The sequence below is a fragment of the Actinomadura napierensis genome, from assembly GCF_039529375.1.
GTDB classification, from domain to species: Bacteria; Actinomycetota; Actinomycetes; order Streptosporangiales; family Streptosporangiaceae; genus Spirillospora; species Spirillospora napierensis.
Window position 1 is genome coordinate 1 of sequence record NZ_BAAAMR010000122.1, and the last position, 26,646, is coordinate 26,646.

At 73.6% G+C, this 26,646-nt stretch carries 27 protein-coding genes; 10 read left to right on the forward strand and 17 right to left on the reverse strand.

Annotation, left to right across the window (positions count from 1 at the left end):
* Positions 1–128: 128 nt before the first annotated feature.
* On the reverse strand, positions 129–734 hold the full coding sequence (locus tag ABD296_RS41465) for an anti-sigma factor family protein (protein WP_344281108.1): 606 nt from the start codon (positions 732–734) through the stop codon (positions 129–131).
* A 132-nt stretch (positions 735–866) separates the two neighbouring features.
* Positions 867–1,598 carry an RNA polymerase sigma factor SigE gene (gene sigE / locus ABD296_RS41470; protein WP_407061571.1) on the reverse strand — a complete coding sequence of 244 codons (732 nt, stop codon included), beginning with the start codon at positions 1,596–1,598 and terminating at the stop codon, positions 867–869.
* A 286-nt stretch (positions 1,599–1,884) separates the two neighbouring features.
* On the opposite strand from sigE, the gene ABD296_RS41475 reads away from it, so the two are divergent.
* Positions 1,885–2,487 carry an O-methyltransferase gene (locus ABD296_RS41475; protein WP_344281111.1) on the forward strand — a complete coding sequence of 201 codons (603 nt, stop codon included), beginning with the start codon at positions 1,885–1,887 and terminating at the stop codon, positions 2,485–2,487.
* A 7-nt stretch (positions 2,488–2,494) separates the two neighbouring features.
* Positions 2,495–3,163: a hypothetical protein gene (locus ABD296_RS41480; protein ID WP_344281114.1), complete on the forward strand. Its 669-nt coding sequence runs from the start codon at positions 2,495–2,497 to the stop codon at positions 3,161–3,163.
* Positions 3,164–3,192: 29 nt separating this feature from the next.
* Here the strand turns inward: ABD296_RS41480 and ABD296_RS41485 are convergent, their stop codons facing one another.
* Positions 3,193–4,653 (reverse strand): leucyl aminopeptidase, encoded by a 1,461-nt coding sequence (locus tag ABD296_RS41485; RefSeq protein ID WP_344281117.1) that lies wholly within the window; start codon positions 4,651–4,653, stop codon positions 3,193–3,195.
* Between the two features lie 114 nt (positions 4,654–4,767).
* Positions 4,768–4,935: a DUF3117 domain-containing protein gene (locus tag ABD296_RS41490; protein WP_083946426.1), complete on the reverse strand. Its 168-nt coding sequence runs from the start codon at positions 4,933–4,935 to the stop codon at positions 4,768–4,770.
* Between the two features lie 354 nt (positions 4,936–5,289).
* Here ABD296_RS41490 and ABD296_RS41495 point away from each other — a divergent pair, with 354 nt between their 5' ends.
* The 3 genes from ABD296_RS41495 to ABD296_RS41505 all read left to right on the forward strand — a co-directional run bounded on the left by ABD296_RS41495 (position 5,290) and on the right by ABD296_RS41505 (position 9,526).
* Positions 5,290–6,075, forward strand: a complete 786-nt coding sequence (locus tag ABD296_RS41495) for an enoyl-CoA hydratase-related protein (RefSeq protein ID WP_344281133.1) — start codon at positions 5,290–5,292, stop codon at positions 6,073–6,075.
* Positions 6,076–6,170: 95 nt separating this feature from the next.
* Entirely contained in the window at positions 6,171–6,935 is a 765-nt protein-coding gene (locus tag ABD296_RS41500; RefSeq protein ID WP_344281136.1) for an ABC transporter ATP-binding protein, read from the forward strand.
* A 5-nt stretch (positions 6,936–6,940) separates the two neighbouring features.
* On the forward strand, positions 6,941–9,526 hold the full coding sequence (locus ABD296_RS41505; protein ID WP_344281138.1) for an FtsX-like permease family protein: 2,586 nt from the start codon (positions 6,941–6,943) through the stop codon (positions 9,524–9,526).
* Between the two features lie 31 nt (positions 9,527–9,557).
* Here ABD296_RS41505 and ABD296_RS41510 read toward each other — a convergent pair whose 3' ends face one another.
* From ABD296_RS41510 to ABD296_RS41520, 3 genes are read right to left on the reverse strand one after another with little or no spacing between them, the layout of a single operon-like run.
* Positions 9,558–10,133, reverse strand: coding sequence for a DNA-3-methyladenine glycosylase I (locus tag ABD296_RS41510; RefSeq protein WP_344281141.1), 576 nt, complete (start codon positions 10,131–10,133; stop codon positions 9,558–9,560).
* Between the two features lie 55 nt (positions 10,134–10,188).
* A complete protein-coding gene (locus ABD296_RS41515; protein WP_344281144.1) occupies positions 10,189–10,632 on the reverse strand; it encodes an SRPBCC family protein in 444 nt (147 codons plus the stop codon).
* Positions 10,617–11,081 carry a hypothetical protein gene (locus ABD296_RS41520; RefSeq protein ID WP_344281147.1) on the reverse strand — a complete coding sequence of 155 codons (465 nt, stop codon included), beginning with the start codon at positions 11,079–11,081 and terminating at the stop codon, positions 10,617–10,619. The genes ABD296_RS41515 and ABD296_RS41520 overlap by 16 nt, the downstream gene beginning before the upstream one ends.
* Before the next feature lie 54 nt (positions 11,082–11,135).
* Here ABD296_RS41520 and ABD296_RS41525 point away from each other — a divergent pair, with 54 nt between their 5' ends.
* A complete protein-coding gene (locus ABD296_RS41525; RefSeq protein WP_344281150.1) occupies positions 11,136–11,483 on the forward strand; it encodes a hypothetical protein in 348 nt (115 codons plus the stop codon).
* An 82-nt stretch (positions 11,484–11,565) separates the two neighbouring features.
* Here the strand turns inward: ABD296_RS41525 and ABD296_RS41530 are convergent, their stop codons facing one another.
* From ABD296_RS41530 to ABD296_RS41550, 5 genes are all read right to left on the reverse strand, one after another.
* Positions 11,566–12,882: an alkaline phosphatase PhoX gene (locus ABD296_RS41530; protein WP_344281153.1), complete on the reverse strand. Its 1,317-nt coding sequence runs from the start codon at positions 12,880–12,882 to the stop codon at positions 11,566–11,568.
* 129 nt (positions 12,883–13,011) lie between these two features.
* Positions 13,012–13,602 (reverse strand): LOG family protein, encoded by a 591-nt coding sequence (locus ABD296_RS41535; protein WP_344281157.1) that lies wholly within the window; start codon positions 13,600–13,602, stop codon positions 13,012–13,014.
* Between the two features lie 51 nt (positions 13,603–13,653).
* Entirely contained in the window at positions 13,654–14,871 is a 1,218-nt protein-coding gene (locus tag ABD296_RS41540; protein WP_344281160.1) for an MFS transporter, read from the reverse strand.
* 206 nt (positions 14,872–15,077) lie between these two features.
* Positions 15,078–16,082, reverse strand: coding sequence for an NAD-dependent epimerase/dehydratase family protein (locus tag ABD296_RS41545; RefSeq protein WP_344281162.1), 1,005 nt, complete (start codon positions 16,080–16,082; stop codon positions 15,078–15,080).
* A 72-nt stretch (positions 16,083–16,154) separates the two neighbouring features.
* Positions 16,155–17,387, reverse strand: a complete 1,233-nt coding sequence (locus ABD296_RS41550) for a DegT/DnrJ/EryC1/StrS family aminotransferase (protein WP_344281164.1) — start codon at positions 17,385–17,387, stop codon at positions 16,155–16,157.
* A 533-nt stretch (positions 17,388–17,920) separates the two neighbouring features.
* On the opposite strand from ABD296_RS41550, the gene ABD296_RS41555 reads away from it, so the two are divergent.
* On the forward strand, positions 17,921–18,682 hold the full coding sequence (locus ABD296_RS41555) for an SDR family NAD(P)-dependent oxidoreductase (RefSeq protein ID WP_344281168.1): 762 nt from the start codon (positions 17,921–17,923) through the stop codon (positions 18,680–18,682).
* An 85-nt stretch (positions 18,683–18,767) separates the two neighbouring features.
* On the opposite strand, the gene ABD296_RS41560 is transcribed toward ABD296_RS41555, so the two are convergent.
* Both ABD296_RS41560 and ABD296_RS41565 read right to left on the reverse strand, forming a co-directional pair.
* Positions 18,768–19,577 (reverse strand): LOG family protein, encoded by an 810-nt coding sequence (locus tag ABD296_RS41560; protein ID WP_344281171.1) that lies wholly within the window; start codon positions 19,575–19,577, stop codon positions 18,768–18,770.
* Between the two features lie 29 nt (positions 19,578–19,606).
* A complete protein-coding gene (locus ABD296_RS41565) occupies positions 19,607–21,022 on the reverse strand; it encodes an MFS transporter (protein ID WP_344281175.1) in 1,416 nt (471 codons plus the stop codon).
* A 100-nt stretch (positions 21,023–21,122) separates the two neighbouring features.
* On the opposite strand from ABD296_RS41565, the gene ABD296_RS41570 reads away from it, so the two are divergent.
* Complete coding sequence (locus ABD296_RS41570) at positions 21,123–21,692, forward strand: TetR/AcrR family transcriptional regulator (RefSeq protein ID WP_344281178.1); 570 nt, start codon at positions 21,123–21,125, stop codon at positions 21,690–21,692.
* 60 nt (positions 21,693–21,752) lie between these two features.
* Here ABD296_RS41570 and ABD296_RS41575 read toward each other — a convergent pair whose 3' ends face one another.
* Positions 21,753–22,886, reverse strand: a complete 1,134-nt coding sequence (locus ABD296_RS41575; RefSeq protein ID WP_344281181.1) for an epoxide hydrolase family protein — start codon at positions 22,884–22,886, stop codon at positions 21,753–21,755.
* Between the two features lie 15 nt (positions 22,887–22,901).
* Positions 22,902–23,966 (reverse strand): succinyl-diaminopimelate desuccinylase, encoded by a 1,065-nt coding sequence (gene dapE, locus ABD296_RS41580; RefSeq protein ID WP_344281183.1) that lies wholly within the window; start codon positions 23,964–23,966, stop codon positions 22,902–22,904.
* Between the two features lie 40 nt (positions 23,967–24,006).
* Between dapE and ABD296_RS41585 the strand changes: the two genes are divergently transcribed.
* The gene (locus ABD296_RS41585) at positions 24,007–24,696 is read left to right on the forward strand and encodes a 4'-phosphopantetheinyl transferase family protein (protein ID WP_344281195.1); all 690 of its coding nucleotides are present in this window, start codon (positions 24,007–24,009) and stop codon (positions 24,694–24,696) included.
* Here the strand turns inward: ABD296_RS41585 and ABD296_RS41590 are convergent.
* On the reverse strand, positions 24,686–25,522 hold the full coding sequence (locus tag ABD296_RS41590) for a 2,3,4,5-tetrahydropyridine-2,6-dicarboxylate N-succinyltransferase (protein ID WP_344281186.1): 837 nt from the start codon (positions 25,520–25,522) through the stop codon (positions 24,686–24,688). The genes ABD296_RS41585 and ABD296_RS41590 overlap by 11 nt on opposite strands.
* Before the next feature lie 44 nt (positions 25,523–25,566).
* Between ABD296_RS41590 and ABD296_RS41595 the strand changes: the two genes are divergently transcribed.
* Positions 25,567–26,481 carry a hypothetical protein gene (locus ABD296_RS41595; RefSeq protein WP_344281189.1) on the forward strand — a complete coding sequence of 305 codons (915 nt, stop codon included), beginning with the start codon at positions 25,567–25,569 and terminating at the stop codon, positions 26,479–26,481.
* Positions 26,482–26,646: the final 165 nt, after the last annotated feature.

The following is a 26,646-nucleotide window of genomic DNA, read 5'->3' on the forward strand; positions in this document are numbered from 1 at the left end:
GCGCGGGCGGCGGGCCGCGGCGGGGTCGGCGGCCAGCCGCCCGGCCAGCGCCAGCGCGCCCGCGAGCCCGCCGGCGATGACGGTGCGGCGCCGTCCCCGGCGGTGGCAGGCCGTCGAGGGGGTCCCGGTCACGGCCCCGGAGCGGTCTTGATCTGGTTCGCCGGGTCCGTGAGCGGGTCGGTGACGGGCGCGTCGCCGGTGGTCAGCGCGTGCTCGACGGCGAACCGGTCGAAGGCGGGCGTGACGGTCGGCGGTTGCTCGCGGCCGCCGGCCGCGTAGGAGGCGGTGCCGAGCCCGATGAACAGGGTGGCGGCGCCGACCACGAGGTAGCGGCGGCGGTCGCGGGAGAGGCCGGTGGCGCGGGCCGCGGGGCGGCCGTCGCGGGGCCGGCCGGACGGGGCGGACCGCAGCGGGCGGGACGCCGACCGCAGCGGCCGGGCGGGCGGCACCGGGCGCATCGGCTGGGTCGCCGCGGGCGGCTCCGGCGGGGTGGGGCCGGGGTCGGCGGCCATGGCGCGGAGCCGGTTCAGGAAGTCGCCGGTCGGCAGGTCGTCGGCGCCGTCGGAGGCGGGGATCGCGGTCAGGCCGCGCAGCCGCCCCTTGACCCGGCGCACTTCGTCGGCCTCGGCCCGGCAGCCGGCGCAGCCGGCGAGGTGGGAGAGCACGCGGTCGCGCTCGGCGGGGTCCAGTTCGTCGTCGATCAGAGCGGTCAGGCGCTCACCAAGGCAGCTCACACGGCCTCCTCACGCAGGGAGGTCCCCCCGTGCGCCCCGGCCGCAGCCGGATGGACACCCTCGTTACGCCTGGTCATGACGCCCCTGTTCGTTCCGATCTTCCCCGCGCGCGGCCCCGCTGCCCCGCGCGCGCTACACGCCCTCCGGCTGCGGCCGTGCCCCGCGAAGGCCGCCGGCCCCGTCACCGCCGGTCGCCCGAACGCCACCGGCGCCGGAGACCTCCCCATCGGCCCGCTCCTCCGTCGCGGCGGCCTCGGCGGCCTGCCAGTCGTTGCGGGTGCCGGGGCGGCGCCGCATGGGCGCCCGGTGCTCCAGCGCGGCCCGCAGCTGCGCCCGCCCCCGGTGGATGCGGCTGCGCACGGTGCCGAGCTTGACGCCCAGGGTGGCGGAGATCTCCTCGTAGGACAGCCCCTCGATGTCGCACAGCACCACGGCCGCGCGGTACTCGGGGGCCAGCGCGTCCAGCGCCGCCTGCACGTCGGCGTCGAAGTTGGTGTCGTCGAACGCCTGCGCGGGCGTGGGCTCGCGGCCCTGCAGCCGCTCCGCGGCGTCGTCGGCGAGTCCCTCGAAGCGGATGCGCTGGCGGCGCCGCGCCATGTCGAGGAACAGGTTCGTGGTGATCCGGTGCAGCCAGCCCTCGAACGTGCCGGGCGTGTAGTTCGACAGCGAGCGGAACACGCGGACGAAGACCTCCTGCGTGAGGTCCTCCGCGTCGTGCTGGTTGCCGGTGAGCCGGTAGGCGAGGCGGTACACGCGCGCCGAGTGCTCGCGGACGACCTCGTCCCACGACGGCGGCGCCCATTCGGCCTCGGGGGCGTTCTCGCGCGCGGCGTTTCCCAGCCCCTGCCTGGGGCCGACCCCCACAGCGCCTCTAAAACTCAGTGCTGCGACTCCCATGGTGCCGGGCTGTTCCTCTCTGGTGAGCCAAGACTGTTCGCCTTGGAACGGCACGGTCTCGCCTGGGCTGGGGCGGTTCTGGACCGGTTCGGTGCTCGTGGTTCCACCCACCTGACGGCGGGTGCTTACGTCTGCTGCAACGCGCTGGAACTCCGGATGGTTCCCGGTCAGCGATATGGTCTTACCAGCATGAGCCAGGCGGGGGTCCCGCGAGGAGGCAGCCATCGACGCCATTCAGGCCACCCTGGCCTACGTGGAGGATTTCCTCCCCGAAGACGAGCCGTTGCTGGAGGCCCGGCGGCGCGGCCACGAGATCGGCGCCACCCCGATCGGGCCGGCGGGCGGCGCCGCGCTGCGCTTCCTGGCCACCCTGCTGGGCGCCCGGACGGTCGTCGAGGTCGGCTCGGGCTGCGGGGTGTCCGGCGTGTACCTGATGCGCGGGATGCCGAAGGACGCGGTGCTGACCAGCGTCGACATCGAGCCCGAGCACCAGCGGCTGGCGAAGCTCGCCTACCGCGACGCGGGGCTCGCCGCGTTCCGCACCCGGATGATCATCGGTCCGGCGCTGGAGGTGCTGCCGCGGCTCACCGACGGCGCCTACGACATGGTCTTCTGCGACGCGGCCAAGCACGAGTACCCCGAGTACCTGACGGCGGCGCTGCGGCTGCTGCGCCCCGGCGGCGTGGTCGCGTTCGACAACGCGCTCTGGGGCGACCGGGTCGCCGACCCGAACGCCCGCGACCCCGAGACCGAGGCGATCCGCGAGGTGCACCGGGCCGTCCGCGAGGACGAGCGGCTCGTCCCGCTGCTCGTCCCGGTGGGCGACGGCCTGCTGTGCGCGGTGAAGCGCGACTAGCGCGTCCATGGACCGCAGCGAGACGCGCGACGCCGCCGGAGAGCCCGCCGTGACCACCGCCGAGGAGCCCGCCGGGCCCGCCGTGCCCGCCGAAGCGTTCGCGGTGCGCGACCGCGTGACGTGGCGGACGATCTGGCGGCTCACCGCCTTCGTGATCCTGTTCGTGGCGTCGATCGGGTTCGTCGCGGGCGGCGTGATCCGCGGCGCGGGCGTCGGCAGCATCGCGTTCATGGTGATCGGCGTCGCCGGCTTCCTGCTGTTCGGCGCGGGCCTCGCCGTCTCGCTCGGCGGGCTGGCCACGCGCCGCCCCGTCCTGGAGTTGGACGCCTCGGGGGTGCGGCGGCCGGCGCCCTGGCCGCTCCCCCGCCGGTCCGGGCGCCTCCTGCCGTGGGACGACGTGGCGGCGATCACGGCGCTGCGGCGCGGCGTCCCCGGCACCCGCCGCGGCGAGCAGGACTACGTGGTCTTCCTGACGACGCCGGAGCTGGTGGAGATGGCCCGCACGTCCGACCGGCCCGTCCTGGTGGCGCTGACGATGCGGGACGTCCCGGCGACGGCAGCGGCCGTGCCGTGGTGCTTCGCCGTCGGCCCCGGCTGGGACGCACAGCTCCCCAAGATCGTCAAGGAGGCCCGGCGGCGCCGCCGCGTCCCCGTCATCGACCGCCGCACCAAGTAGTCAGGCGGCGGGCCCGCCACACCAGGTGGTCAGGCGGTGAGCCAGTCCAGCAGGAGGCGGGTGCCGTAGCCGGTGGCGCCGCGGGTGATCTCGGCGTCGTCGGCGGTGGCGCGGCCCGGTCCGGCGACGTCCAGGTGGGCCCAGGTGCGGTCGCCGACGAACTCGCGCAGGAACAGGGCGGCCGCGATGGCGCCGCCGTTGAAGCCGCCGCGGCCCATGTTGGCGACGTCGGCGACGTCGGAGTCGATCCCCTTGCGGTAGTCGTCGACGAGCGGCAGCCGCCACAGCGGCTCGCCCGCCGCGGAACCGGCGGCGGTCAGGGCCGCGGCGAGGGCGTCGTCGTTGCTGAACAGCGCGCCGTGCCGCAGGCCCAGCGCGACCTTGGCGGCGCCGGTGAGCGTCGCGACGTCCACGACCGCGTCGGGGTCGAGTTCGGCGTCGGCGTAGGCGAGCGCGTCGGCGAGGACGAGCCGCCCCTCGGCGTCGGTGTTCAGCACCTCGGAGGTCGTGCCGCCGAAGTGGGAGATCACGTCGCCGGGCCGCATCGCCGAGCCGGACGGCATGTTCTCGGCCGCGGCGACCAGGCCGGTGACGCGGGCGCGGACGCCGAGGCCGCGCAGCGCGCTCATCACGGCGATGACCACGCCGCCGCCGGCCATGTCGGTCTTCATGGTCTTCATGCCGTCGTTCGGCTTGAGCGACAGGCCGCCGCTGTCGAAGGTGATCCCCTTGCCGACGAGCACGACGTGCCGGTCGGGCGCCCCCTCGGGGGTGTAGGACAGCTCGATCAGGCGGGGCGGCCGCGCCGAGCCGGAGCCGACCGCCAGCAGGCCGCCGAAACCGCCCTCGACCAGCTCCTTCTCGCCCCGGACCCGGACGGTCAGGCCGGCCTCGGCGGCGACCTGCTCGGCCCGCGCGGCCAGCCAGGAGGGGTCCTTCTCGCTGGACGGGGTGTTGGCGAGGTCGCGGGCGAGGGCGGTGGCGCGGGCCCGCGCGGTGCCCCGCTCGATCGCGGGCGCGTCCGAACCGGGCCCGGCCTCGGTCAGCACGGCCAGGGTGCCGAGCGGGCGCTTGGGCGCGGCGGCGCCGATCCGGAACTCGTAGGAGGCCAGCAGCGCCCCCTCGGCGAAGGCGGCGAGATCGCCCGCAGGGACGCCCGCGACGAGGGCGGCGCGGCCGCGCCCCCGGCGGGCCAGCGCGGCGCCGGCCTTGCGCAGGTCGGCGGGGGACGCCTCGCCCACCCCGTACAGCAGCAGCTCGCGGACCCGGTCGCCGACCCGCACGGGGGCGGCCACGATCTCGCCCGCCTCGCCCTTGGCGTTGTGCAGGGCCAGCAGCTCGTCCAGGGTGAACGGCAGGGAGGCGGCGACCTCCGCGTCCGGGGCCACGGGGCCCGACCGGACGGGGACCGCCACCGCCTCCGCCCCGAGGTCGACCGCGGTGCCGGTCACGGTGCCGCCGGCAGCGTGGATGCGGGTCTCGATGGGCATGGCGGCAGGTCCCCCCTGAGCTGAGCTTTCGCCGGGTTTCGGTGGTCGGGACGGGCGACGGTCCCGGCGGTGCGGCCGGGACCCTCGCCCGGAAGGCCGGGATCGGCGGAGCCGTCAGCCCACGACGCCCTTGAGGGCCTCGCCCAGTTCCTTGGCCTCGTCGGCGGAGAGCTCGACCACCAGGCGGCCGCCGCCTTCGAGCGGGACACGCATGACGATTCCGCGCCCCTCCTTGGTCACTTCGAGCGGACCGTCTCCCGTCCGCGGCTTCATCGCCGCCATGCGTGCATCCCCTTCCTGCCTAAAGGCCCCGCTCGGGGCCGTTTGGAGCCTCCGGGCACCGTTGGCCGCGTGGCCGCCTGTCGCATCCGCGTCATCAGTAGTGGTCCATTATCTCGTCTCCTGGGCGCGAAGTGGTAACGATCAGCCTCCAGATCGGAAGACGGCAGGCGGGAGGGGGTGTGCGGTGCTGTTCGGCCGGTGCGGGACGGGGCCGCGGAAGCGAGGCGGAAGGGGGGCCGGTGGGGCACGGGACGGTCACCGCGGGTGTACGGGATCGGCGCGGCCCTTGCCCGCCGCGTCCCGGTTCGTCGAGGGTGGCCGGGGAAGATCTAGCGCCGACCGGGAGGGCACCGCATGTCTGAGACCGTGCTGTACGACGTGACCGAGAGTGTGGGAACAATCACACTGAACCGCCCGGACGCGATGAACTCGCTGACGGCGGAGATGAAGGGCGCGCTGCTGGAGACCGTGCGGCGGGCGGCGGCGGACGCCTCGGCCCGCGCGGTGATCCTCACCGGGGCGGGGCGGGCCTTCTGCGCCGGGCAGGACCTGCGCGAGCACGGCGACAACCTGGCGGCCGGCAGGGGGCTGGACGGCACGGTCACCAAGCACTACAACCCCATCGTGCTGGCGCTCGCGGGCATGGCGAAGCCGGTGGTCGCGGCGGTGAACGGGGTCGCCGCGGGCGCGGGGGCGGCGCTGGCGTTCGCCTGCGACCTCGCGGTCGCCTCGGACAAGGCGCGGTTCGCGACGGCGTTCACCGGGATCGGGCTGGCGCCCGACAGCGGCATGTCGTGGACGCTGCAGCGGCTGGTCGGCCGGGCGAAGGCGGCGGAGCTGCTGCTGCTCGGGGAGCCGGTGAAGGCGCCCGAGGCGCTGGAGCTGGGGCTGGTCAACCGGGTCGTCCCGGCGGACGAGCTGGCGCCCGCGGCGGTGGAGCTGGCCCGGCGGCTCGCGGCGGGGCCGACGGTGGCGTACGCGGCGGTGAAGGCGGCCCTCGACCACGCGGCCTCGCATGACCTGGCGTCCGCGCTGGAGCGCGAGGCCGAGCTCCAGGACGAGTGCGCGGCGACCGCCGACCACCAGAACGCCACGGAGGCGTTCCTCAAGAAGGAGCAGCCCACCTTCGAGGGGCGCTAGGGGTTCCTCCTGGACGGGGGTGGGGGTGCCCCCACCCCCGTTTCTGGAGTGCGCGCCAATGTGGCGGGAGGGCCCTGGGCGGTTGGCTTGAGGGCATGACACAACGATCCGCCGCGCCGCCCGCCGGACACGTCCGCGACCATGTCGCCGTCGCGTCCGGGCTGGTGAAGTCGTACGGGACGGGCGACGGCGCGGTGACGGCGCTGCGCGGCGTCTCGGCGTCGTTCGCCCGCGGCCAGTTCACCGCGATCATGGGGCCGTCCGGCTCGGGCAAGTCGACGTTCCTGCACTGCCTGGCCGGGCTGGACACGGTGACGTCCGGCTCGGTGGAGATCGGCGGCGTGGAGATCACCGGGCTGTCGCGGACGAGGCTGACCCGGCTGCGCCGCGACCGGCTCGGGTTCGTGTTCCAGTCGTTCAACCTGCTGCCGATGCTGACGGCGGAGGAGAACATCCGGCTGACCGGGCGGCTCGGGAACCGCCGCGCGGACCGGCGGTGGTTCGACACGATCGTGGACGCGCTGCGCCTGCGCGACCGCCTGGACCACCGGCCGAGCGAGCTGTCGGGCGGCCAGCAGCAGCGCGTCGCGGTGGCGCGGGCGCTGCTGACGCGGCCGGAGGTGCTGTTCGCCGACGAGCCGACCGGCAACCTGGACTCGCGTTCGGGCGCGGAGGTGCTGGGGTTCCTGCGCTCGGCGGTGGACTCCTACGGCCAGACCGTGATCATGGTGACGCACGACCCGGCCGCCGCCGCGCACGCCGACCGGGTGCTGTTCCTCGCCGACGGGACGATCGTCCACGAGCTCGCCGCGCCCACCATCGACCGCGTGCACGCCGTGATGCGCCGGATGGAGGGCTGATCCCCGTGTGGCTCATCGCGCGGCGCTCGTTCGCCGAGGGCTGGCTGCGGCTGGCCGCCACGATGCTCGCGGCGCTGTTCTCCATCGGCCTGATCGCGGGCTCGCTGCAGTTCACGCTGCGGGCGCAGGAGGCGGTGTCCGGCAGCGACGCCAGCGAGTACTCCCGCGCGGACGTGCTCGTCCAGGGCGGCTCGGTGGACGCCGACGACCCGTACGCGGTGCCGGACGGGCAGGTGGCCCTCGCGAAGGTCGCCGGGCGTCCCGGCGTCGCCGCCGCGGCCGGGGACGCCTCGGTCCCGGTGACCGCGAGCGGCCCGGACCACAAGACGATCATGCCGCCGGCCGGGGCGCGGACGCTGCTGCGGCCCTGGACGTCCGTCCCCGCGCTGAACCCGTACCACCTGGAGTCGGGGCGCGCGCCCGCCGCCGACGGCGAGGTGGCCCTCACCCGGCACGCCGCCCGCGCCGGGAAGCTGGGCACCGGCGACGCGATGACCGTGCTGCTGCCGAGGCAGACCCGGACGATGAAGGTCGTCGGGATCGTCAGCGTCCAGGGGCACAGCGCCGTCGCGAGCGGCGACCTGCTGCTCGCGCCGCCCGCCACGGTGCGGCAGGCCGCCGGGCTGCCCGCCGGGACCTGGCAGACCGCCTGGGTGAAGGCCGCGCCCGGCGTCGAGCCGGCCAAGCTGAGCCGCGAGCTGTCACGGGAGTTCGGGTCCGCCGCGACGGTCCGGACGGCGGGCACCGTGCGGCACGCGCAGTCCGCCGACCTTCAGGAGGCGGGGGCGTCCATCGGTGGCGCGATCGGGATGCTCTCGTCCATCGCGGTGTTCGTCGGCCTGTTCGTGGTGTCGAACACCTTCGGCACCCTCGTCCGGCAGCGGACCCGGCGGCTGGCGCTGCTCGGCGCGATCGGCGCCACCCCGCGGCAGATCAAACGGCTGATCCGGCTGGAGGCGCTCGTCCTCGGGGTCGTCGCGTCGGCGGGCGGGGTGCTGCTCGGCTACGCCATCTCCGGCCTGCTGACCAGGCTGTTCGCCCAGGACGGCTTCGACATCACCGCCGCCGACGCGCAGTACGGCTGGATCGCGCTCGCCGTCCCCGCCGCCGTCGGGGTCCTCGTCACCCAGCTCGCCGCGTGGCGGGCCGCGCGGAAGGCGGCGCGCATCTCCCCCATGCAGGCGCTCCGGGCGGCGAGCACCGACGACGCGACCGGCCGCCGCTGGCCCCGCCTCGCCGGCGCCTTCGCGGTCTTCGCCTTCGCGTGGGCGTTCTTCGGCCCCGTCTGGGCGATCCGCGCCGAGGAGCCGCCCGGACCGGACCGCACCGCCGGGACGTCCGTGCTGATCCTGATGGGCTCCATGACGACCGTCGCGGCCCTCGCCGTCCTCGCCCCGTTCTTCGTCGGGCCGCTCGGCGGCCTGGTCGGACGGGTCGGGATGGCCGTCAGCGGTGAGGCCGGACGCCTCGCCCGCGCCACCATCACCCGCAGCCCGCGTCGCGTCTCGTCCGCCGCCTCGTCCCTGATGCTCGGCGTCGCGCTCGTCGGCGCCACCGCGATGGTGGTGATGTCGGCGAACGGCCGGTTCGGCGAGGCCGGACGGCAGGTCATGCGGGCCGATCACGCGATCGCCGCGACCGGCCGCACCTCGGAGGGCCCGGCGCCGCTCCCCCGCGACCTCGCCGCGAAGGCCGCCGCCGTGCCCGGCGTCGCGCACGCCGCCGCCCTCACCACGTCCAGCGTCAAGCTCGTCTCGCCGTTGCCGAAACACCATGGTGACGACGACTCCACATCGCCCTACGTCACCGTGGCCGGCGTGGATCAGGCCGCGCTGCCGTCCGTCCTGCGCCTCGGCGGGCACCTGCCGCCCCTGCGCGACGGCCAGATCGGCCTCACGTCCACGGTCATGAAGGCGAACGGCCTGCACAAGGGCCAGCGGATCGTCGTGCGGGGCGCGCGGGGCCGCATTCCGCTGACCGTCGCGGGCGCCTACCACGACCCGTCCCACCTGTTCGCCGACGGCGCGCTGGTCGCCCCGTCCACCATGGACCGCCTCGACCCGGACGCCACCGCCCAGGCGATCCTCGTCAGCGGCGGCTCGGCGGACGCGCTGTCCCGCGCGATCGCCGGCGTCCCCGGCACCAAGGTCATGGACAGGGGCGCCTACGTGAAGACGGCGTCGAGCTCGATGACCAAGGGGATGCGGGTGATCTACGGGTTCATCGGCATGGCGCTCCTGCTGTCCCTGTTCGGGATGGCGACCACGGTGTCGATGAGCGTGGCGGAACGGACCCGCGAGTTCGGGCTGCTCGGCGCGGTCGGCGCGACGGTGGCGCAGATCCGGGCGATCGTCCGCTGGGAGGCGGCCACGGTCGTGCTGCTCGGCGGCCTGCTCGGCATCGGCTCGGCCGTCGGCACCGTCGTCCTGCTGCACATCGGGACCGGCAGCTCGTTCCTGCGGCCGGACGCGCCCTGGTGGCTGTTCGTCCTCGTCGCCGCCGGCGCCGCGGCCGTCACCCTCGCGACCTCGGCGCTCCCGGCGCGCCGCGCCGCCGCCGTCCCGGTCCTGGAGGCCGCCAAGGCGGAGTGACCGCTGACGGAGCCCGCCGTTCCGGGGCGCGTCAGGAGTACGCGCCCCGGCGGTGGCAGTCGAGCAGGTGGTCGTCGACGAGGCCGCACGCCTGCATGAGGGCGTAGGCGGTGGTGGGGCCGACGAAGCGGAAGCCGTGCCGCTTCAGTTCCTTGGCGAGGGCCTTGGAGTTGTCGGTATAGGCGGGGACGTCGGACATGTCGGCATAGCCGGGGGCGCCGGGATCGGCGTAGTGCCAGGCGGTGGCCGCCAGGCCGTCGGGCAGGTCGAGGGCGGCGCGGGCGTTGTTGATCGCCGCATCGATCTTCGCGCGGTTGCGGACGATCGACGCGTCCGCCATCAGCCGCTCCACGTCCTCGGACCCGAACGCGGCGACCTTCTCGAGGTCGAAGCCGCAGAACGCGGCGCGGAAGCCCTCCCGCTTGCGCAGGATCGTCAGCCAGGACAGCCCCGACTGGAACGCCTCCAGGCACAGCCGCTCGTACAGGCCCTGGTCGTCGCGGACGGGACGGCCCCACTCCTCGTCGTGGTAGGCGACGTAGTCGGGGGTCGACAGCCCCCAGGGGCAGCGGGCCAGCCCGTCCTCGCCTCGGATCGCGATGCTCACCGGCCCGTTCTACCTCATGCCACCGACAGAACGAATCCGGCGGGAACGGCCGCCGTCAGGAACGAGCCGACAGCGCCGCGAGCCTGCGCAGGCCGAGGGTCATGAACGCCTTCACGACCGGGCCCGCGACGAGCCATCCGGCGCGGCCGAGGACGCCGAGGGGCAGGTCGACGCGTTCCGCCCACACCACCCGGGCGCCCTTGCCGTACGGGAGCACCTCGAACCAGGCCTCGCCGCGCACCGCGCGCCCGGTGTGCCGGACGGCGACGAAGCGGCCGTCCCGCCAGTCGGTGACGACCATGGTGTCGAGGAAGCCGACGGGGCCGACGCCCGTCCACGCGCGCAACTCGGCGCCGATCTCGCGGCCGCCCTCGGCGCGGGTGAACGGCATCCACTCGGCGTGCCGGGGCCAGTCGGTGAGGACCTCGAAGACCCGCTTCGGCGGGGCGTCGGAGAACGCTTCGGCGTGCACGGCGACGCGGCTCACGGAATTTTCCATGGACCGTCCTTGCCCGTTTCCGGCTCGTCCTCCGCCTCCTGCGGCTCCGGATCCTTGCGCAGCCGGGCCGGCGGGGCCTCCTGCTCGGGGAGGCGCGGGTCCTGGAGCCCGTGCAGCGCGCCGATGCGCTCGGGCTCGGGCGCCACCGAGGCGCCGTGGCGCAGGTCGTCGAGCTGCCGCTCCAGCGCGGCCACGCGGGCGTCGCGCTCGGAGAGGGCGCGGGCGAGATCGCGGAGCGCCTGGTCCGCCACGGGCGCCTGGTACCCCCAGAACGCGCGGGGCAGGCGCAGCGAGACGACGTCCCGCGGCGCGACGTGCCGGCCGCCGCCGAGCGGCAGCGGCGGATGGTCGGGATGCGTCTCGGTCAGCTCGCCGCCCCGGCCCATCGCGAGCACGACGACGGAGCCCAGCACGGCCAGGCCCGCCAGCACGAAGACCACGACCACCATCTCGCTCCGATCTCCTGGCGACTCCCCACCCCCGATCGTGCCACGCTTGGGCCCATGGGGTTGCACGAGCACGGCGCGGGGACGCGGGAGAGCACCATCCTGACCGGCCCGGAACCGGCGCCGGACGGGACCGTGGACGCGGGTACGGCGCCGCCTGCGGCCCGGGTGAGCGAGCTGGTGGAGCGGGCCGGGCCGTCCGGCGCCGTCCTGGTGACGCTGGAGTCGGACGCGGCGGAGCCCGACCCCGGGCTGATGGCCGCGGCGTCGGTCTACGCCTGGCTGGGCGCGAGCGTGTTCCGCGTGCCGCCGCCGCAGGCGGACGGCGTCCGCCAGGTCCTCGACATGGTCGCCTCGATCCGCGGCACCCGCCCCCCGGCGGTCGCCCGCCGCGGCCTCGCGTAGCTCGACGCAGTGCCGCTGCCCTGCTGACAGGGCTCCGGGTGCCGGGACTTCCCCGACACCCGGGTTCCGGTGGTGCCGGGGCTCAGGCGCGGAGCTTGTGCCAGGGACCGGTGATCGCGAACGTGACGCCGGGGCCCTCCTGCCGGTTGGCGAAAAGGATCTTGCCGTCCGGGGAGAACGTGACGCCGGTGAACTCGCTGCCGTTGAGGGCGTTGCGGGCCATCGCGAACGGCTTGCCGGCCTTGGTGGTGCCGACGAGGTGCTGCTCGCCGTCGCCGTCCTCGGCCAGCATCACGCCGCCGCCGTACGGGGAGACGGTGATGTTGTCCGGGCCGTCGAACGTGCCGCCCGGCTTGAACACGAGCTGGAGCTCGATCTCGTTCGTGCGCGGGTCGTAGGTCCAGACCTGCCCGGCGTGGTCGGCGGCGCCGCCGTCGGCCTTGTGGGAGAAGGAGCAGACGAAGTACGCCTTGCCGTGCCCCCACCAGGCGCCTTCGAGCTTCTGGCTGCGGGTGATGGTGTCGAACTGCTTGCGGGTCGACTCGGTCTTCGCCGACGGGTCCGGCACGGCCACCCAGCGGCAGTGCAGCTTGGTGCCCGGCTCCTGGACGATCGACAGGTCCGGGACGCCCCGGACGTTCAGCGCCTCCAGCCGCCCGCCCTGCATGTAGGCGTGGTAGTCGCCGCGGTGTGCGCGCGGGCGGAACCGGTAGAGCAGCCCGAACGGGCCGGCGGCGTCCTCGGTCAGGTAGGCGGTGAGGGTGTCGGGGTCGACGGCGACGGCCTCGTGGGCGAAGCGGCCGAGCGCGGTCAGCGGGACCGGCTTGGTGCGCTTGCCGTTGGGGTCGACCTCGAAGACCCAGCCGTGGCTCTTGGTCTGCGCGCTGAATCCCTCCGTCTCCTCGCAGCTCAGCCAGGTGCCCCACGGGGTGCGCCCACCGGCGCAGTTGGTGGACGTCCCGGCCAGGCTCACGTACTGCGACAGCAGGTTGCCGTCCTTGTCGACCTCCAGCGTGGTGGTGCCGCCGTTGGCCGCCGGGTCGTAGGTGAGCGCGGCGGGCGCCACGGCGCGGGTGCCGTTGTTGCTCTGCTCGTGGTTGCGGACGAGCCGCGTGTTCCCCGGCTTGCCGCCGGGGAAGGTGGCCGTGCCGTCGTGGTGGCCCGGGACGACGACCCCGTCGGAGATCGGGTCGCCCTCGGTCGACAGCGTCTTGTACGAGAAGCCCTTGGGCAGGTCGAGAACGCCCTTGGGGTCGGGGATCAGCGGGCCGTAGCCGTAGGCCTCACCGGTATCGGCGCCCGCGGAGGTCTGGAAGACCGAATCGAGGCTTCCGGCCAGGGCGATGGACAGCGCGCCGGCCGCGCCGCCTTTCATGACACCGCGACGGGTCACGGACATGTGCGGTCTCCTTCAGCATGAGGGGATCACGCAGGAGCGTCGCGGCCGGCGCTGAACCGGGGGTGAACGATCATCTGCCGGACGGCAAACCCCCAGGACAATCTTGGTCCCGGCGACCGCCGGCGGGGTTCACAGCTCGGCCTCGGCGTAGTCCTCGACGCTCATCCCGATCTTCGGCTGGGACCGTTCCAGCAGATCGAACGCCTCGGACACCGAGGCCGTCCAGCCGATGGCGTCCCAGATCTTCGGCCGGGCGAACCCCTGCTCGGTGAGCCCCTTCATCAGCTCGCGGAGCGGCTCGTACACCCCGGTCGGGTCGAGGATCACCACCGCCTTGTCGTGCATGCCGAGCGTCCGGGCCGTCCAGATCTCGAACAGCTCCTCCAGCGTGCCGATGCCGCCCGGCAGGATCAGGAACGCGTCGCTGCGCCGGTCCATCTCGCCCTTGCGGCTGCGCATGTCGGGCGTGACGACCAGCTCGTCGCTCTGGTCGTCGGACACCTCCAGGTCGACCAGCCCCTCGGGGATCACCCCGACGGTGCGGGCGCCGCCGGCCCGGGCGGCGCGGGCGACGGCGCCCATGCAGGAGACCCGGCCGCCGCCGCTGACCAGGCTGTGCCCGCGCCGGGCCAGCTCGTCCCCGACCTCGGCGGCGAGGTCGACGTACCGCCGGTCGATCTTGGCACTGGAGGAGCAGAACACGCAGACGGCCAGGGACATGGCGCACGCCTTTCACGGTCGGGGACGGGCGGTGCCCACTCTAGAAGGCGCCTACTCGGCGAAGTCCTCGCGCAGCCGCGGCGCGAGCGCCACCACGACGATCATCAGGGCGAGGAAGACCACCATCACCGCGTGCAGCCCGGCGGTCCCGGTGAGCGCGCCGATGATCGGCGGCCCCGCCAGGAACCCGACGTAGCCGATGGTGGACGCGGCGGCGATCGCGGGCCCGGGCGCGCCGGGCGCGCGCCGCGCCACATGGCTGAAGGTGACCGGCACGACGGCGGCCAGCCCGAGCCCGATCAGCGCGTACCCGGCCAGGCTCGTCCAGGTGAACGGCAGCGCGAGGGCGACCACGGCGCCGGTCGCGGCGAGCGTCGCGCAGCCGAACAGGAACCGGTGCGAGCCGGTGCGGGCGCGGATCCGGTCGGCGGCGAGCCGCCCGACCACCATCCCGGCGGAGAACACCGCGAACCCGGCGGCCGCCAGCCAGGGCGGCGCGCCGGCGACGTCGCGCAGGTACACCGACCCCCAGTCGTTCACCGTCCCCTCCCCCATCAGGGCGCAGAACGCCACCAGGCCGGGCGTCCACACGCCGCGGCCGGGACGGGCCACCGACGGCCCGGGGCCGCCGGCGTTCCGCACGTCGGGCGGCAGGAACGCGGTCGCGACGGCGCACAGCGTCGACAGCAGCACGGCGACCAGCAGGAAATGCGTCTCGGGGTTGAGCCCGGCGTGCGCCGCGAGGCCGCCGGCCGCCGCGCCGGTGACGCCGCCGAGGCTGAACATGGCGTGGAAGCCGCCCATCAGCGGGCGGGAGCCGAGCCGTTCGGCGAGGGCGCCCTGGGTGTTCATGGCGACGTCCACGACGCTGTTGGCGACGGCGAACACGGTGAGCGCCCCGGTCAGGCAGCTCAGCCGCGGGGCCAGCGCGACGAGCGGCAGCGCGCCGAGGTAGATGCCGGCGCCGGCCAGGATGCGCCGGCTGCCGAGCCGGGCGATCAGCAGCCCGGCCAGCGGCAGTCCCGCTAAGGCGCCGGCGGCCAGGCCGGTCAGCGCGATCGACAGCTGGCCGGGCGACAGCTCCAGCGCGTCCCGCACGTCGGGCACCCGGGCGGCCCAGGTGGAGAACGCGGCGCCGTTGGCGAAGAGGATCGCGCCGACGGCGGCGAGCGCGGCCCGGCCGCGGGCGACGTGCGGCGGCTGGTGGGGGCCGGCGCCGGCGTCGTCGGTGCCCGCGCGGGGCCCGCCTCGTGTCCTGCTTCTGGGCATGCTCGACTCCCCTGGGGTGTGGGTGCGGTGCTCGGCCCGCCGCAGGGCCGCCGCTCGGGGCCGGCGGGCGCGGGCTCGAACCGAGGGCCCGCGCGATCGGCGCGCCGGCCGGTGCCGGGCACGCTCGCGCGGGCCGTCGGGAGTGAATTTCTTGGAACGTTCCTACGCCGGATCGGCCGGTGCAGGAGACGCCTGCGGGGCGGCGGTCACGCCTGGACGGCGGGCTCGCGGCTGAAGGCGACGGTGACGCTGGGCAGCTCGGGGAACGGGCCGAGGTGCTCGGCGAGCGACTTCAGGCCCGCCGCGAGCGTGATCTTCGGCTCGTACCCGATTCCGCGCAGCTTGGAGATGTCGGCCACCAGCCGGAAGCTGTCGGCCAGCTCCGACTCGTCCGGCTTGAGCCGGGACGGCTTGCCGGTGGCGACCGCGACGGCGTCGGCGAGGGCCCGCATGGACACCTCGCGTCCGCTGCCCATGTTGTAGACCTCCCCCGGCACCCCGTTCTCGGCGATGGTGATCAGGGCCGAGGCGACGTCCGCGACGTGCACGAAGTCGCGGGTCTTGCGGTCGATGTCGCCGACGACGGGGATCGGCAGCTCGTTCAGCTGCCAGCGCAGGAACTGCGACACCTCCCCGCCCGCGGTGCGCGGGTCCTCGCCGGGCCCGTACACCACGAACGACCGGGCGATCATCACCTGCAGGCCGAGGGCGTCGTGCAGGCTGCGCAGCGTCAGCTCGCCGGACAGCTTGGACGCCCCGTACGGCAGGAACGGCGCGATCGGGTGCTCCTCGGTCATCGGGAACGCCTGCGGCGTGCCGTAGACGATCGCCGAGGACATGTACACCAGCCGCCCGACCTGGTTCTCCACGCAGGCGTTGCCGACGTTGCAGGTGCCGAGGCCGTTGACCTGGAAGTCGAACCTCGGGTTCTGGACGGACAGGGTGCCGCTGGCGTTGCCCGCCAGGTGGTAGACGACGTCGACGCCGCGCAGTGCGAGCAGCGTCTCGCCGTAGTCGCGCAGGTCCGCGCGCCGGTGCTGGACGCCCGGCAGGGCGCCCAGCTCCGGTGCCGGCTGGGCCAGGTCGACGACGACGACCTCGTTGCCGTCGTCGACCAGCCGGGCCACGAGATTGCTCCCGACGAAGCCGGCGCCGCCGGTGACGGCGACGACCTTCCTCTGGGGGCGTGAACCGTTCGTTGTCTTGCCCATGGTGAGGCTCCAGACGTCATGTGCACCCTGCCGGGCGCACGAGGGGGTTGTGTGCGGACGCGCGGGGCCGGGTCAGCGGCCCCCGCCGAGTTCGGCGACGCCGCGGCGCACCGCGGCGATCATGTGCTCCACCTGCGCGTCGGTGAGGTGGTCGTAGATGGGCAGCTGGATCTGGTGCTCGAAGTAGGTCTTCTCGGCGACCGGGCACTCCCCGTAGCGGTGTCCGAGCGCCCGGAACTCCGGGAGCAAGTGGATCGGGAAGTACCGGATGACGATCTCGATCCCCTCCTTTTCCTGCAGATGGCGGATGAAGTCGTCCTTCGGGGCGCCGACGACCTCGGGGTCGTAGAAGCACGTGTAGAGGTGGTAGACGTGGTGGGCGTAGGGCTTCTCGGACTGGACGCCGATGCCCCGCACGCCGTTGAGCCCGTCGTCGAGGCGGTGCGCGATCTCCCGGCGCCGGCCGTTGAGCCGGTCGAGCTTGCCGAGCTGGACGACGCCGAGCGCGGCGCTCAGCTCGCTCATCCGGAAGTTGTTGCCGACGAGGTAGCGTCCGCCGGCGTAGTCGTGGGTGTAGGAGCGCAGCACGTGCGCGTCCTTGTAGTAGCCCGGTTGCGCGTGCGGGCCGATGCGCTGGTCGTCGCGCTCGACCATCTCGCCGTAGTTGTGGATGGTGCCGAGCGCGCGCGCCATCTCGGCGTAGCGGTCGTGGCGGGTGACGAACGCGCCGCCCTCGCCGGTGGTCATGTTCTTCAGCGAGTGGAAGCTGAAGCAGCCGATGTCGCCGATGGTGCCGAGGGCGCGGCCCTTGTAGGTGGCGCCGGCGGCGTGCGCGCAGTCCTCGACGACGGTGAGGCCGTGCCGCTGCGCGATCTCCATGACCGGGTCCATGTCGACGGCCTGGCCGCCGAAGTGCACGACCCAGATCGACTTGGTCCTCTCGGTGACGAGCGGCTCGATGGTCGTCGGGTCGATGTTGAGGGTGTCGGGGTCGACGTCGGCGAACTTGACGACGACGCCGCGCGCCTGCAGCGGCCAGGTCGTCACCCAGAACGTCTGCGGGGTGGTGATCACCTCGTCGCCCGGCTGCAGCTCGAGCACCTGGGCGGCCAGGAACAGCGCGGTCGTGCAGGAGCTGGTCGCCTGCGCGTGCGGCGAGCCGAGGCGCTCGGCGAGCAGCCGCTCGAACTCCTTTCCGCGCGGTCCCATCGCCAGCGTGTCCTGCCGCAGCGCCTCGCCGACGGCCTTGATCTCCTCCTCGCCCAGCCGGTTCGAGATACCGCTGTAGGGCACCACGTACGTCATGGCAGTCCTCCCTTGTTCCGTGGTCGACATTTGTGATCGGCATCGGTGTGGCCGGCGCGCGGTCCCGTGCGGGGCCGCGCGGTCCGCGCCCAATGCGTCGCCGGAGCCCGGCGACCCGCGGAACACGGCGGCATCGACCGGCGAAGGTAAATCTCGTTTGAAGGTATGACGGGGCGCGGCCTACCGGGAAAGCTCATCGGTGCGGCCCGTGCTCCGATGTTAATTGAGTTCAGATCCCGAGCGGTATCGACGTCAGGGAAGAAGATGGTAACCCGCCGCCGGGCCCGGGCGGCAAAACCGTGCGTTAGGTAAAGCCTTGATATTGCATTCGACGGTCCAAGGGAAATATCACCCGATGTCGCGCGGGGCCGGACCAAGAGGGAAAAGACCGGGCGAGCGGCGCCGCGGCATGGCCGCCGCGCCCGCGGGTACGATGATCGACAGGGGCGCCGCGCCGGCGCGCCGTTCCGGCCACTGATCGGCGTCATGGCCGGTGAGAGCCTTGATCACAACACGACGTGGAGGGTGGACGGATGCGGGAGGCACCCTCCGCCGGCCGGCGGACGGCCCTGGTGACCGGCGCGTCGCGCGGACTCGGCGGCGCGATCTCGGCCGCGCTGGCCCGCGACGGCGCCCGCGTCGCGATCAATTATCTGCGCGACCACGGCGCCGCCGAGGCGCTGCGCACGCGAATAACCGAAGCGGGCGGGCGCGCTGAACTCTTCCGCGCCGACATCACCGACGAGACCGAGGCCGGCGAATTGCACGACCGTGTCACGGCGACGTTCGGAAGCCTCGACATTCTGGTACTGAACGCCACCGGACCACAGCCGGACCTGCCCGTCGAGGAACTGTCCTGGCGCGATGTCCTCGATCAACTGGAATTCTTCGTCAAGAGCCCGCTGCTGCTCGTCCGCAAGGCGCTGCCGGGCATGCGGGAGCGCCGGTTCGGCCGCATCGTGCAGATCGGCTCGGACGTCGTCGCGCTGGGGCCGGCCCACTCCAGCGCCTATGTCGCCGCCAAGTCCGCCCAGCTCGGGCTGACCCGCAGCTGGGCCCGCGAGTTCGGCCCGTACGGGATCACCGTCAACTCCGTCGCGCCCGGCTGGATCCCGACCGACCGGCACGGCTCCATCGGCCCCGGCGCGCGCGAGGAGTACGTCGCCCGGGTGCCGCTCGGCCATCTCGGCGTCCCCGCCGACGTCGCCGAGGCCGTCGCGTTCCTGGCCTCGGACCGCGCCGCGTTCATCACCGGCCAGACCCTCACCGTCAACGGCGGCACGGTGTTCGGCTAGCGGCGGCCGCCTGTCGCGGGCACCGCCTGGCGGCGGCCGCCGGTCGCGGGTGCCCGGGGGGCGCCCGCGACGGCGGCGAGGGGGGTCAGGTGCCGTCGACGCCCTGCTCGGCGGCGACCTCGACGGCGGCCTGCTCCTGCAGGCGGCGCTCCTGCTCGATGTGCGCGTCCACGATGACCTTGACGACCTCGTCGGGGTCGTCGGTGAGGTGGATCAGCTCCATGTCCTCGGGGGAGATCTTGCCGGACGGCAGCATCGTCGCGCGCACCCAGTCGATCAGTCCGCCCCAGAACTCGGTGTCGACCAGCACGATCGGGAACCGGGTGATCTTCTTGGTCTGGACGAGCGTGATCGCCTCGAACAGCTCGTCCAGCGTGCCGAACCCGCCGGGCAGCACCACGAACGCCTGCGAGTACTTCACGAACATCGTCTTGCGGACGAAGAAGTAGCGGAACTCCAGCCCGATGTCGACGTGGTCGTTCAGCCGCTGCTCGAACGGCAGCTCGATGCCGAGCCCGACCGACAGGCCGCCGTTCTCGTCGCAGCCCTTGTTGGCCGCCTCCATGATCCCCGGGCCGCCGCCGGTGATCACCGCGTAGCCGGCGTCGTGCAGCCGGGCGCCGATGTCCACGGCCATCTCGTACTCCTGCGACCCCGGCTTGGTGCGGGCGCTGCCGAAGACGCTGACCGCCTTCGGCAGCTCCGCCAGCAGCCCGAACCCCTCGACGAACTCCGCCTGGATCCGCAGCACCCGCCACGGGTCGGCGTGCACCCAGTCGACCGGGCCGCGGCTGTCCAGCAGCCGCTGGTCGGTGGTGGTCTGCGGGACGGCGCGTCCGCGCAGTGTGGCCGGCCCCTGCTGCCGGCGCGTCCGGGGATTCACTTCGCGTGTCATGGGGCCACGGTAGTGCGGCCCGCCGATCGTCAGCCGCCGATTTCGGATCGGCTCGGCGACGGTGCGGTTACGGGCTTCCCTTCCGGTTCGTCCGCCGGACGGCCGGGCACGAGCAGCAGCGCGACCAGCGCCGCGACCAGTGCGGCCCCGGCCGACGCCAGCATGCCGGCCTGGAAGCCGTCGGTGAGCGCGACCACCGGGACCCGCGCGGAGGAGTGCCGGGTGGCGGCGGTGGACACCGCGACCACCACGGCCAGGCCGAGCGCGCCGCCGACCTGCTGGGTGGTGTTGATCAGCCCGGACGCGAGGCCGGACTCCTCCGCCGACGCCCCCGCGGTGGCCGCGACGGTGACCGACACGAACATCAGCCCGCCGCCGATCCCCATGACGAGCGCGGGGCCGAGGACGTCCACGGCATAGTGGCCGGTCGCCGACATCCGGGCGAACCAGGCCAGGCCGGCCGCGACGGTGGCGAGCCCGGCGGCCAGCGGTGCCCGCGCGCCGAACCGGGTGACCAGCCGGGACCCGGCCCCGGCGCCGAACGCCATGGTGACCGCGACGGGCAGCTGCCCGAGCCCCGCCCGGATCGGCCCGTACCCCTTGACCTGCTGGAGGTAGAGGGTCATGACGTAGAACATCGGGAAGACCGCCATCGTGGCGAGGACGGCCGCGAGGTTGCCGCCGCGCAGCGACCGGCTCCGGAAGACGCCGAGCGGGACGAGCGGGTGCCGCACGCGCGCCTCGATCGCGACGAACGCGACGAGCAGCACGACCGCGCCGGCGCCGCGCAGGTAGGTGCGCGCCGAGTCCCAGCCGGCGTTGTTGGCGTCCACCAGCGTGTAGACCAGCAGCGCGAGCCCGCCGGTGACCGCCGCGGCGCCGAGCAGGTCGAAGCCGCGCACCGTCCGGTCGCGCGCCTCGGGCAGCAGGACGGGCGCGAGCGCGATCGCGGCGGCGCCGATCGGCACGTTGACGAACAGCACCGCCTCCCAGCCGAGCCAGTCGGTGAGCAGCCCGCCGAGGATCGCGCCGAACAGCCCGAGCGCCCGGTTGCGCTCCGGGCCGTCGGTGAACAGCGTCATGATCAGCGAGAACTCGGCGGGCGCCACCAGCGCCGCGCCGAGGCCCTGCACGGCCCGCGCGCCGACGAGCGCGCCCGCGCCGGGCGCGAGCCCGCCGGCCAGCGAGGCGGCGGTGAACAGCGCGATCCCGGCGACGAACATCCGGCGCCGTCCGGCGAGGTCGGCGACCCGGCCGCCGAACAGCAGGAAGCCGCCGAAGGCCAGCGTGTAGGCGTTGCCGACCCAGGACAGGTCGGCCTGGTCGAAGTGCAGGGCGCGGCCGATGGACGGCAGCGCGACGTTGACGATCGAGGCGTCCAGCACCAGCACGAACTGGACGGTGACGAGCAGGGCGAGGGCGAGCCCCCGCTGCCGGGAGGCCATGCGCGGCTCCTAGGTGGAAGTCGAATTCCGGTTCCGGTTGTGCTCGGGGGACGATACGGAAGCTCGATTCCGTTTGTCAATTCGTGGTTGACTGGAGGGGATGACCACCGCCCCGTCAAGTCCGCGGCCGCTCCGGGCCGACGCGCGCCGCAACCGCCGCCGCGTACTGGACGCCGCCCGCGTCGCGTTCGAGGAGGGCGGCAACGACGTCCAGATGGAGGACATCGCGAAACGGGCCGGTGTCGGCGTCGGGACGATCTACCGGCATTTCCCCACGAAGCAGGCGCTCATCGACGAGCTGACGGCCGAGTGGATGGCCGACGGCGCCGCCAAGGCCGCCGATGCCCTGAAAGAGCCCGACCCGTGGGACGGGGTCGTCCTCTTCGTCCGCCGCAGCGCCGAGATCATGGTCCGCAACCGGGGGCTGCGCGAGGTCTTCGGCGACGTCGGGCAGCTCTTCGAGGATGACGCGCGCGTCCAGAACCACGACCTGCAGGACAAGGTGACCGCGCTCCTCGACCGCGCCCACGCCGCCGGCGTGCTGCGCCCCGACGTCGGTGTCAACGAGTTCCGCGCCCTGATGTGCGGCCTGGCGATGGCCGTCACGAACACGCCGCCCGGCGCCCACCAGCTCTACGCCGACGTCATCCTCAAGGGCCTGAAGACCTGACTCGGGGGCTTGAAGATCTGACCCGGCGGCTTGAAGACCTGACCGCGCCGCGTAGGGCCGTCACCGGTACGCGCGGAAGAACTCGGTGATGTCGCGGGCGAGCAGGCCGGGCTCCTCATGCGCGGCGAAGTGCCCGCCGCGAGGCATGCGGGTGTACCTGGTGACGTTGTAGGTACGCTCGGCCCAGCTGCGCGGCGGCCGGCTGATGTCGGCCGGGAACAGCGCGACGGCCGTCGGGACGTCCACCCGTTCCACACGCCTTGTCAGCCCCTTGCTGTACTCGTAGTAGGGGCGGAAGGAGGTCGAGATGGTCCGGGTGAACCAGTAGAGCGACGCCTGGGTCAGGACGAAGTCGTCGCTGAAGCGGGACGACAGGTCGCCCCCGTTGTCGCTCCACGCGCGGTACTTCTCGACGATCCAGGCCAGCAGCCCGGCCGGCGAGTCGGCCAGCCCGTAGCCCAAGGTGAGGGGGCGGGTGCTCTGCTGGTGCTGGTAGCCGCCCTCCTCGGCGCTCCACGCCGCCACGGCCTCGAGATGGGCCCGTTCCTCGGGCGTGAGGCTGGACGGATCGTACGAGGCCGGTGCGGCGACCGCCAGCACATGGATGCCGACCACTGCCTCGGGATGGGCTTCGCCGAGGCGCGCGCTGATTCCGGCGCCCAGGTCGCCCCCGTGCGCGGCGTACCGGTCGAAGCCGAGTTCGTCGTGCATCAGCCGGTGCCACAGCTCGTGCGTCTGCACCGTGCGGTCGAGCGAGGGCCGCTGCGGCGAGAAGGCGAAGCCGGGCAGCGAGGGGACGATCACCGTGAAGGCGTCGGCGGCGTCGCCTCCGTACCGCGACGGGTTGGCCAGGCGGTCGGCGAGTCCGGTCAGTTCGAGGAACGAGCTGGGCCAGCCGTGGGTCGCGACGAGCGGCAGCGCGCCGGGGCGTTCGCCGTCGAAGCGCAGGTAGTGGACCGGCGTGCCGTCGATGTCGGCGAAGTGCGACGGCAGCGCGTTGATCGCGGCCTCGTGGGCCCGCCAGTCATAGCCGGAGGCCCAGTGGCCGATCAGCCGGCTCAGTTCGCCGGCGTCGGTACCGGCGTCCCAGCCGCCGGTCGGCCAGGCGGCAGGCCAGCGCGTGGCGAGCAGGCGCGAGCGCAGGTCGTCCAGCTCGCCGTCGGTCACCGCGATCACGGGCGTGCTGCGGGCCATGGAAGCCTCCTCGGGCTAGGAGAGCCAGGCGCGCATGCGGGCCTCGCAGTCGGCGATCAGCGGCATCTCGACGTACTCGTCCCTGGTGTGGGCGAGGGTGGGTTCTCCCGGACCGTAGTTGACGGCGGGGACCCCGAGCTCGGAGAAGCGCGCCACGTCCGTCCAGCCGAGCTTGGCGCGCACCTCGGTGCCTCCGGACGCGACCGACGACACGAACGCGGCGGCGGCCGGATGGGTGAGGCCGGGACGGGCGGCGGACGCGGCGTCGGTCACCTTCACCTCGAAGCCGTCGAAGACCTCGCGCAGGTACGCCTCCGCCTCGGCCAGCGACTTGTCGGGCGCGAACCGGTAGTTGACCGTGACGACGCATTCGTCCGGGATGACGTTGCCGGCGACGCCGCCGTGGATGAACACCGCGTTCAGGCCCTCGTGGTACTCCAGCCCGTCCACCACCGGACGGGTCGGCTCGTACGCGCGCAGGACGTCCAGGATCTGACCGGCCGTGTGGATGGCGTTGGACCCCATCCACGCGCGCGCGCTGTGCGCCCGCTCCCCCTTCGCGGTGACCTCGACCCGCATCGTGCCCTGGCAGCCGCCCTCGATGTGCGCGCCCGTCGGCTCCATCAGGACGGCGAAGTCGCCGACGAGAAGGTCGGGACGGGTCGCCGCGAGCCGCCGCAGCCCGTTGCGCTCCGCCTCGATCTCCTCGCACTCGTAGAAGACGTAGGTGATGTCGCGGGTGGGCTCGGGCACGGTCGCGGCCAGCCGCAACGCCACCGCGACGCCGCTCTTCATGTCGGTGGTCCCGCATCCGTACAGCCGGTCGCCCTCCATACGGGACGGGAGGTTGCCGTTCAGCGGGACGGTGTCGAGGTGCCCGGCCAGGACGACCCGCTCGGCGCGCCCCAGGTCCGTGCGGGCGATCACGTTGTTCCCGTCGCGCTCCACCGCGAGGTGCGGGAGCGCGCGCAGCGCCTCCTCCACGGCGTCGGCGAGCGGCCCCTCGGCACCGCTCACCGACTCGATGTCGACGATCGCCGCCGTCAGGTCCGCCACGTCAGAGAACAGATCGAGCCGCATGGACAGCAAGCGTACGCGGCTTATGATCGCGGACGTGGAGATGCCTGTGCTGGAATGCGCCGTCCACTGGGCGGTCCCCTCGGACGAACCGCATATGCGCGACCTTCTGGACGCCGGTGAGCGCGACCGCTACGCGCGGTTCATGCGCGACGAGGACAAGGCCCGGTTCGTCACCGGGCGCTTCCTCGCCCGCACCGTGCTCTCCGAGGCGACGGGCCTGCCGCCGGGCGACATCCGGTTCACCACCGACTGCCCGCACTGCGGCGCCTCCCACGGCAAGCCGCGGCTCCCCGGCCACACCCTGGACTTCTCGCTGTCCCACTCGGCGGACCGGGTCGTCCTCGTCCTGACGGACGGCCCCGAGGTCGGCGTGGACGTGGAGCAGGAGAGCGACCGGGACGTCGACCGGCTCGGCGAGATGGTCCTCAGCGCCCCCGAGCGCGACGTCCTCGCCGCGTTGCCCGCCGACCAGCGCAAACGCGGCTTCCACGCCTACTGGTGCCGCAAGGAGGCGCTGCTGAAGGCCACGGGCCACGGGCTGGCCGCCCCGATGACGGCCATCCACGTGTCCGGCCCGGACGAGCCCGCCGAGGTGCTCTCCTGGGACGACGACAAGGCCGTCTCCCCCGTCCGCCTCGCCGACCTGACCCCGGGCCCCGGCTACGCCGCGTCCCTGGCCGTCCTCACCGACCGTCCCCTGAAGATCAGCGAGGCCGGTCTCACGTATTGATGCCGTGGTCGCGCAGGATGTCGTTCAACGACGCCTTGTCGTGCCGCTGGCCCGGGTCGAGGCGCTTCAGGATGAGCACCGCCGGAAGCCCGAACGTCCCGCCCTTGAACTCCTTGTAGCGGGTGCCGCCGACGGCGACGCACCAGTCCGGGATGCGGCCCCGGCTGATCTCCTCACCCGTCTCGACATCGATGACCGGCATGGACGCCGACAGGTTCGTCCCGGACCCGACCACCGCGCCCGTCCCGACCCGCGCGCCCTCGACGATCATCGAGCGGCTGCCGATCATCGCCTCGTCCTCGATCACCACGGGCTTGGCGTTCGGGGGCTCGAGAACGCCGCCGATCCCGACACCGCCCGAAAGGTGGACGTTCTTACCGATCTGCGCGCACGACCCGACGGTCGCCCACGTGTCGACCATGGTCCCCGAGTCGACGTAGGCGCCGAAATTGGTGAACGACGGCATCAGCACCACGCCCGGCGCCAGGTAGGCGCCCCAGCGGGCGATCGCGCCCGGCACCACGCGGACGCCGTCGAACCGGCTCTTCAGCGGGATGCGGTCGTGGTACTGGAAGTCTCCGACCTGGGAACGCACCATGCCGAGGACCTTGAAGCTCAGCAGGATCGACCGCTTGGCGCGCTCGTCGACGACCACCTCGTCGGTGGCGGGGTCGATCCGGGCGACGCGCGCCTCGCCGGCGTCGAGCTTGTCGACGGCCGCCACGATCGCGGCGCGCGCGTCGGTGTCCTCGGGGCTCAACTCGGCGCGCCGCTCCCACAGCTCGTCGATCACCCCGGAGATCGGGCTGGTGAACGTTTCGGTCATGGTCCTTGAGCTTACTGGTGGCCTGTTCCCGGTACCTTCTTCGCGTGGCTGTTTGGTCGAGGTTGAGGACGCGGCCCGAGCCGGATTCGGGCGGCGGGGGGCGCCGCCGGCGGCGCTGGCCGTACGTCGTGGCGGCCCTCGTCCTCGTGCTGGGCGTGGGCGGGTACATCGCGTTCGACCGCGCCCGGCCCTACCTGCACGGGTCGGGCTGCGAGGCCGCCGCGGGCACGTCCACGATGCCGCTGGACCTGCAGCAGGCCGCGAACGCCTCGACGATCTCCGCCGTGGCCTTCCGCAAGCAGCTGCCCGAACGCGCCGCGGTGATCGCGTACGCCACGGCGATCCAGGAGTCGCACATCCGCAACCTCGCCGACGGCGACCGCGACTCGGTCGGCATGTTCCAGCAGCGCCCGTCGCAGGGCTGGGGCAGCCCCGCGAAGCTGCGCGACCCCGTCCAGTCCACGAGCAAGTTCTTCGACGCCCTGGTGAAGGTCAAGGACTACCTCGACCGCGACCTGCACGACGCGGCGCAGCGCGTCCAGCGCAGCGCGGACGGCAGCGCCTACGCCCAGCACGAGTCGGACGGCAAGCTCCTCGCGCAGGTGTTCACCGGCCGCCAGCCCGCCGGCGCCCGCTGCTGGTACCCGCCGGACAAGCAGACCGCGTCGCGCCGCCCCGACGCCATCCGCGAGATGCGCCGCGCCTTCGGCGCCCGCCTCCAGGTGGACGGCCCGGGCCCGCTCACCGCCGGCGCCCCGTCCCGTCCCGACTCCTGGAACGGCGTCAAGGTCACCAACGCCCGCGCGGGCTGGGCCGTCGCCGCCTGGGCGGTCACTCACGCCCAGATCTACGGCCTCCACGAGATCCGCTACGCCGGCCGCCACTGGCAGTCCGACGCGGGCCACGACGGCTGGACGAGCGACAAGAACGCCCCCACCGACCACGTCATCATCCGCTGACCCCGCGGACGGCGAATGGCCGTACATCCCACCAAGGCCCAAGAGCCGACTTTTACCCCATTCTTCGACCGCTTCCGGCCAAAAAAGGACGGAACCGAACGGCGACTTGACTGCTTCGCCTGTTCAGCCGGAGATGCCCGCCGGCCATAGTTATCCACAGGTGAC

Bases quoted from the DNA above. Each gene is read 5' to 3' on its own strand.
- ABD296_RS41515 (WP_344281144.1), bottom strand. From the start codon at position 10,632: ATGGAAAATTCCGTGAGCCGCGTCGCCGTGCACGCCGAAGCGTTCTCC.
- ABD296_RS41570 (WP_344281178.1), top strand. From the start codon at position 21,123: ATGACCACCGCCCCGTCAAGTCCGCGGCCGCTCCGGGCCGACGCGCGC.
- ABD296_RS41525 (WP_344281150.1), top strand. From the start codon at position 11,136: ATGGGGTTGCACGAGCACGGCGCGGGGACGCGGGAGAGCACCATCCTG.
- dapE (WP_344281183.1), bottom strand. From the start codon at position 23,966: ATGCGGCTCGATCTGTTCTCTGACGTGGCGGACCTGACGGCGGCGATC.
- ABD296_RS41555 (WP_344281168.1), top strand. From the start codon at position 17,921: ATGCGGGAGGCACCCTCCGCCGGCCGGCGGACGGCCCTGGTGACCGGC.
- ABD296_RS41550 (WP_344281164.1), bottom strand. From the start codon at position 17,387: ATGACGTACGTGGTGCCCTACAGCGGTATCTCGAACCGGCTGGGCGAG.
- ABD296_RS41530 (WP_344281153.1), bottom strand. From the start codon at position 12,882: ATGTCCGTGACCCGTCGCGGTGTCATGAAAGGCGGCGCGGCCGGCGCG.
- ABD296_RS41585 (WP_344281195.1), top strand. From the start codon at position 24,007: ATGCCTGTGCTGGAATGCGCCGTCCACTGGGCGGTCCCCTCGGACGAA.
- ABD296_RS41535 (WP_344281157.1), bottom strand. From the start codon at position 13,602: ATGTCCCTGGCCGTCTGCGTGTTCTGCTCCTCCAGTGCCAAGATCGAC.
- ABD296_RS41490 (WP_083946426.1), bottom strand. From the start codon at position 4,935: ATGGCGGCGATGAAGCCGCGGACGGGAGACGGTCCGCTCGAAGTGACC.
- ABD296_RS41480 (WP_344281114.1), top strand. From the start codon at position 2,495: ATGGACCGCAGCGAGACGCGCGACGCCGCCGGAGAGCCCGCCGTGACC.
- ABD296_RS41545 (WP_344281162.1), bottom strand. From the start codon at position 16,082: ATGGGCAAGACAACGAACGGTTCACGCCCCCAGAGGAAGGTCGTCGCC.
- ABD296_RS41590 (WP_344281186.1), bottom strand. From the start codon at position 25,522: ATGACCGAAACGTTCACCAGCCCGATCTCCGGGGTGATCGACGAGCTG.
- ABD296_RS41500 (WP_344281136.1), top strand. From the start codon at position 6,171: ATGACACAACGATCCGCCGCGCCGCCCGCCGGACACGTCCGCGACCAT.
- ABD296_RS41495 (WP_344281133.1), top strand. From the start codon at position 5,290: ATGTCTGAGACCGTGCTGTACGACGTGACCGAGAGTGTGGGAACAATC.
- ABD296_RS41520 (WP_344281147.1), bottom strand. From the start codon at position 11,081: ATGGTGGTCGTGGTCTTCGTGCTGGCGGGCCTGGCCGTGCTGGGCTCC.
- ABD296_RS41565 (WP_344281175.1), bottom strand. From the start codon at position 21,022: ATGGCCTCCCGGCAGCGGGGGCTCGCCCTCGCCCTGCTCGTCACCGTC.
- ABD296_RS41540 (WP_344281160.1), bottom strand. From the start codon at position 14,871: ATGCCCAGAAGCAGGACACGAGGCGGGCCCCGCGCGGGCACCGACGAC.
- ABD296_RS41560 (WP_344281171.1), bottom strand. From the start codon at position 19,577: ATGACACGCGAAGTGAATCCCCGGACGCGCCGGCAGCAGGGGCCGGCC.
- ABD296_RS41575 (WP_344281181.1), bottom strand. From the start codon at position 22,886: ATGGCCCGCAGCACGCCCGTGATCGCGGTGACCGACGGCGAGCTGGAC.
- ABD296_RS41485 (WP_344281117.1), bottom strand. From the start codon at position 4,653: ATGCCCATCGAGACCCGCATCCACGCTGCCGGCGGCACCGTGACCGGC.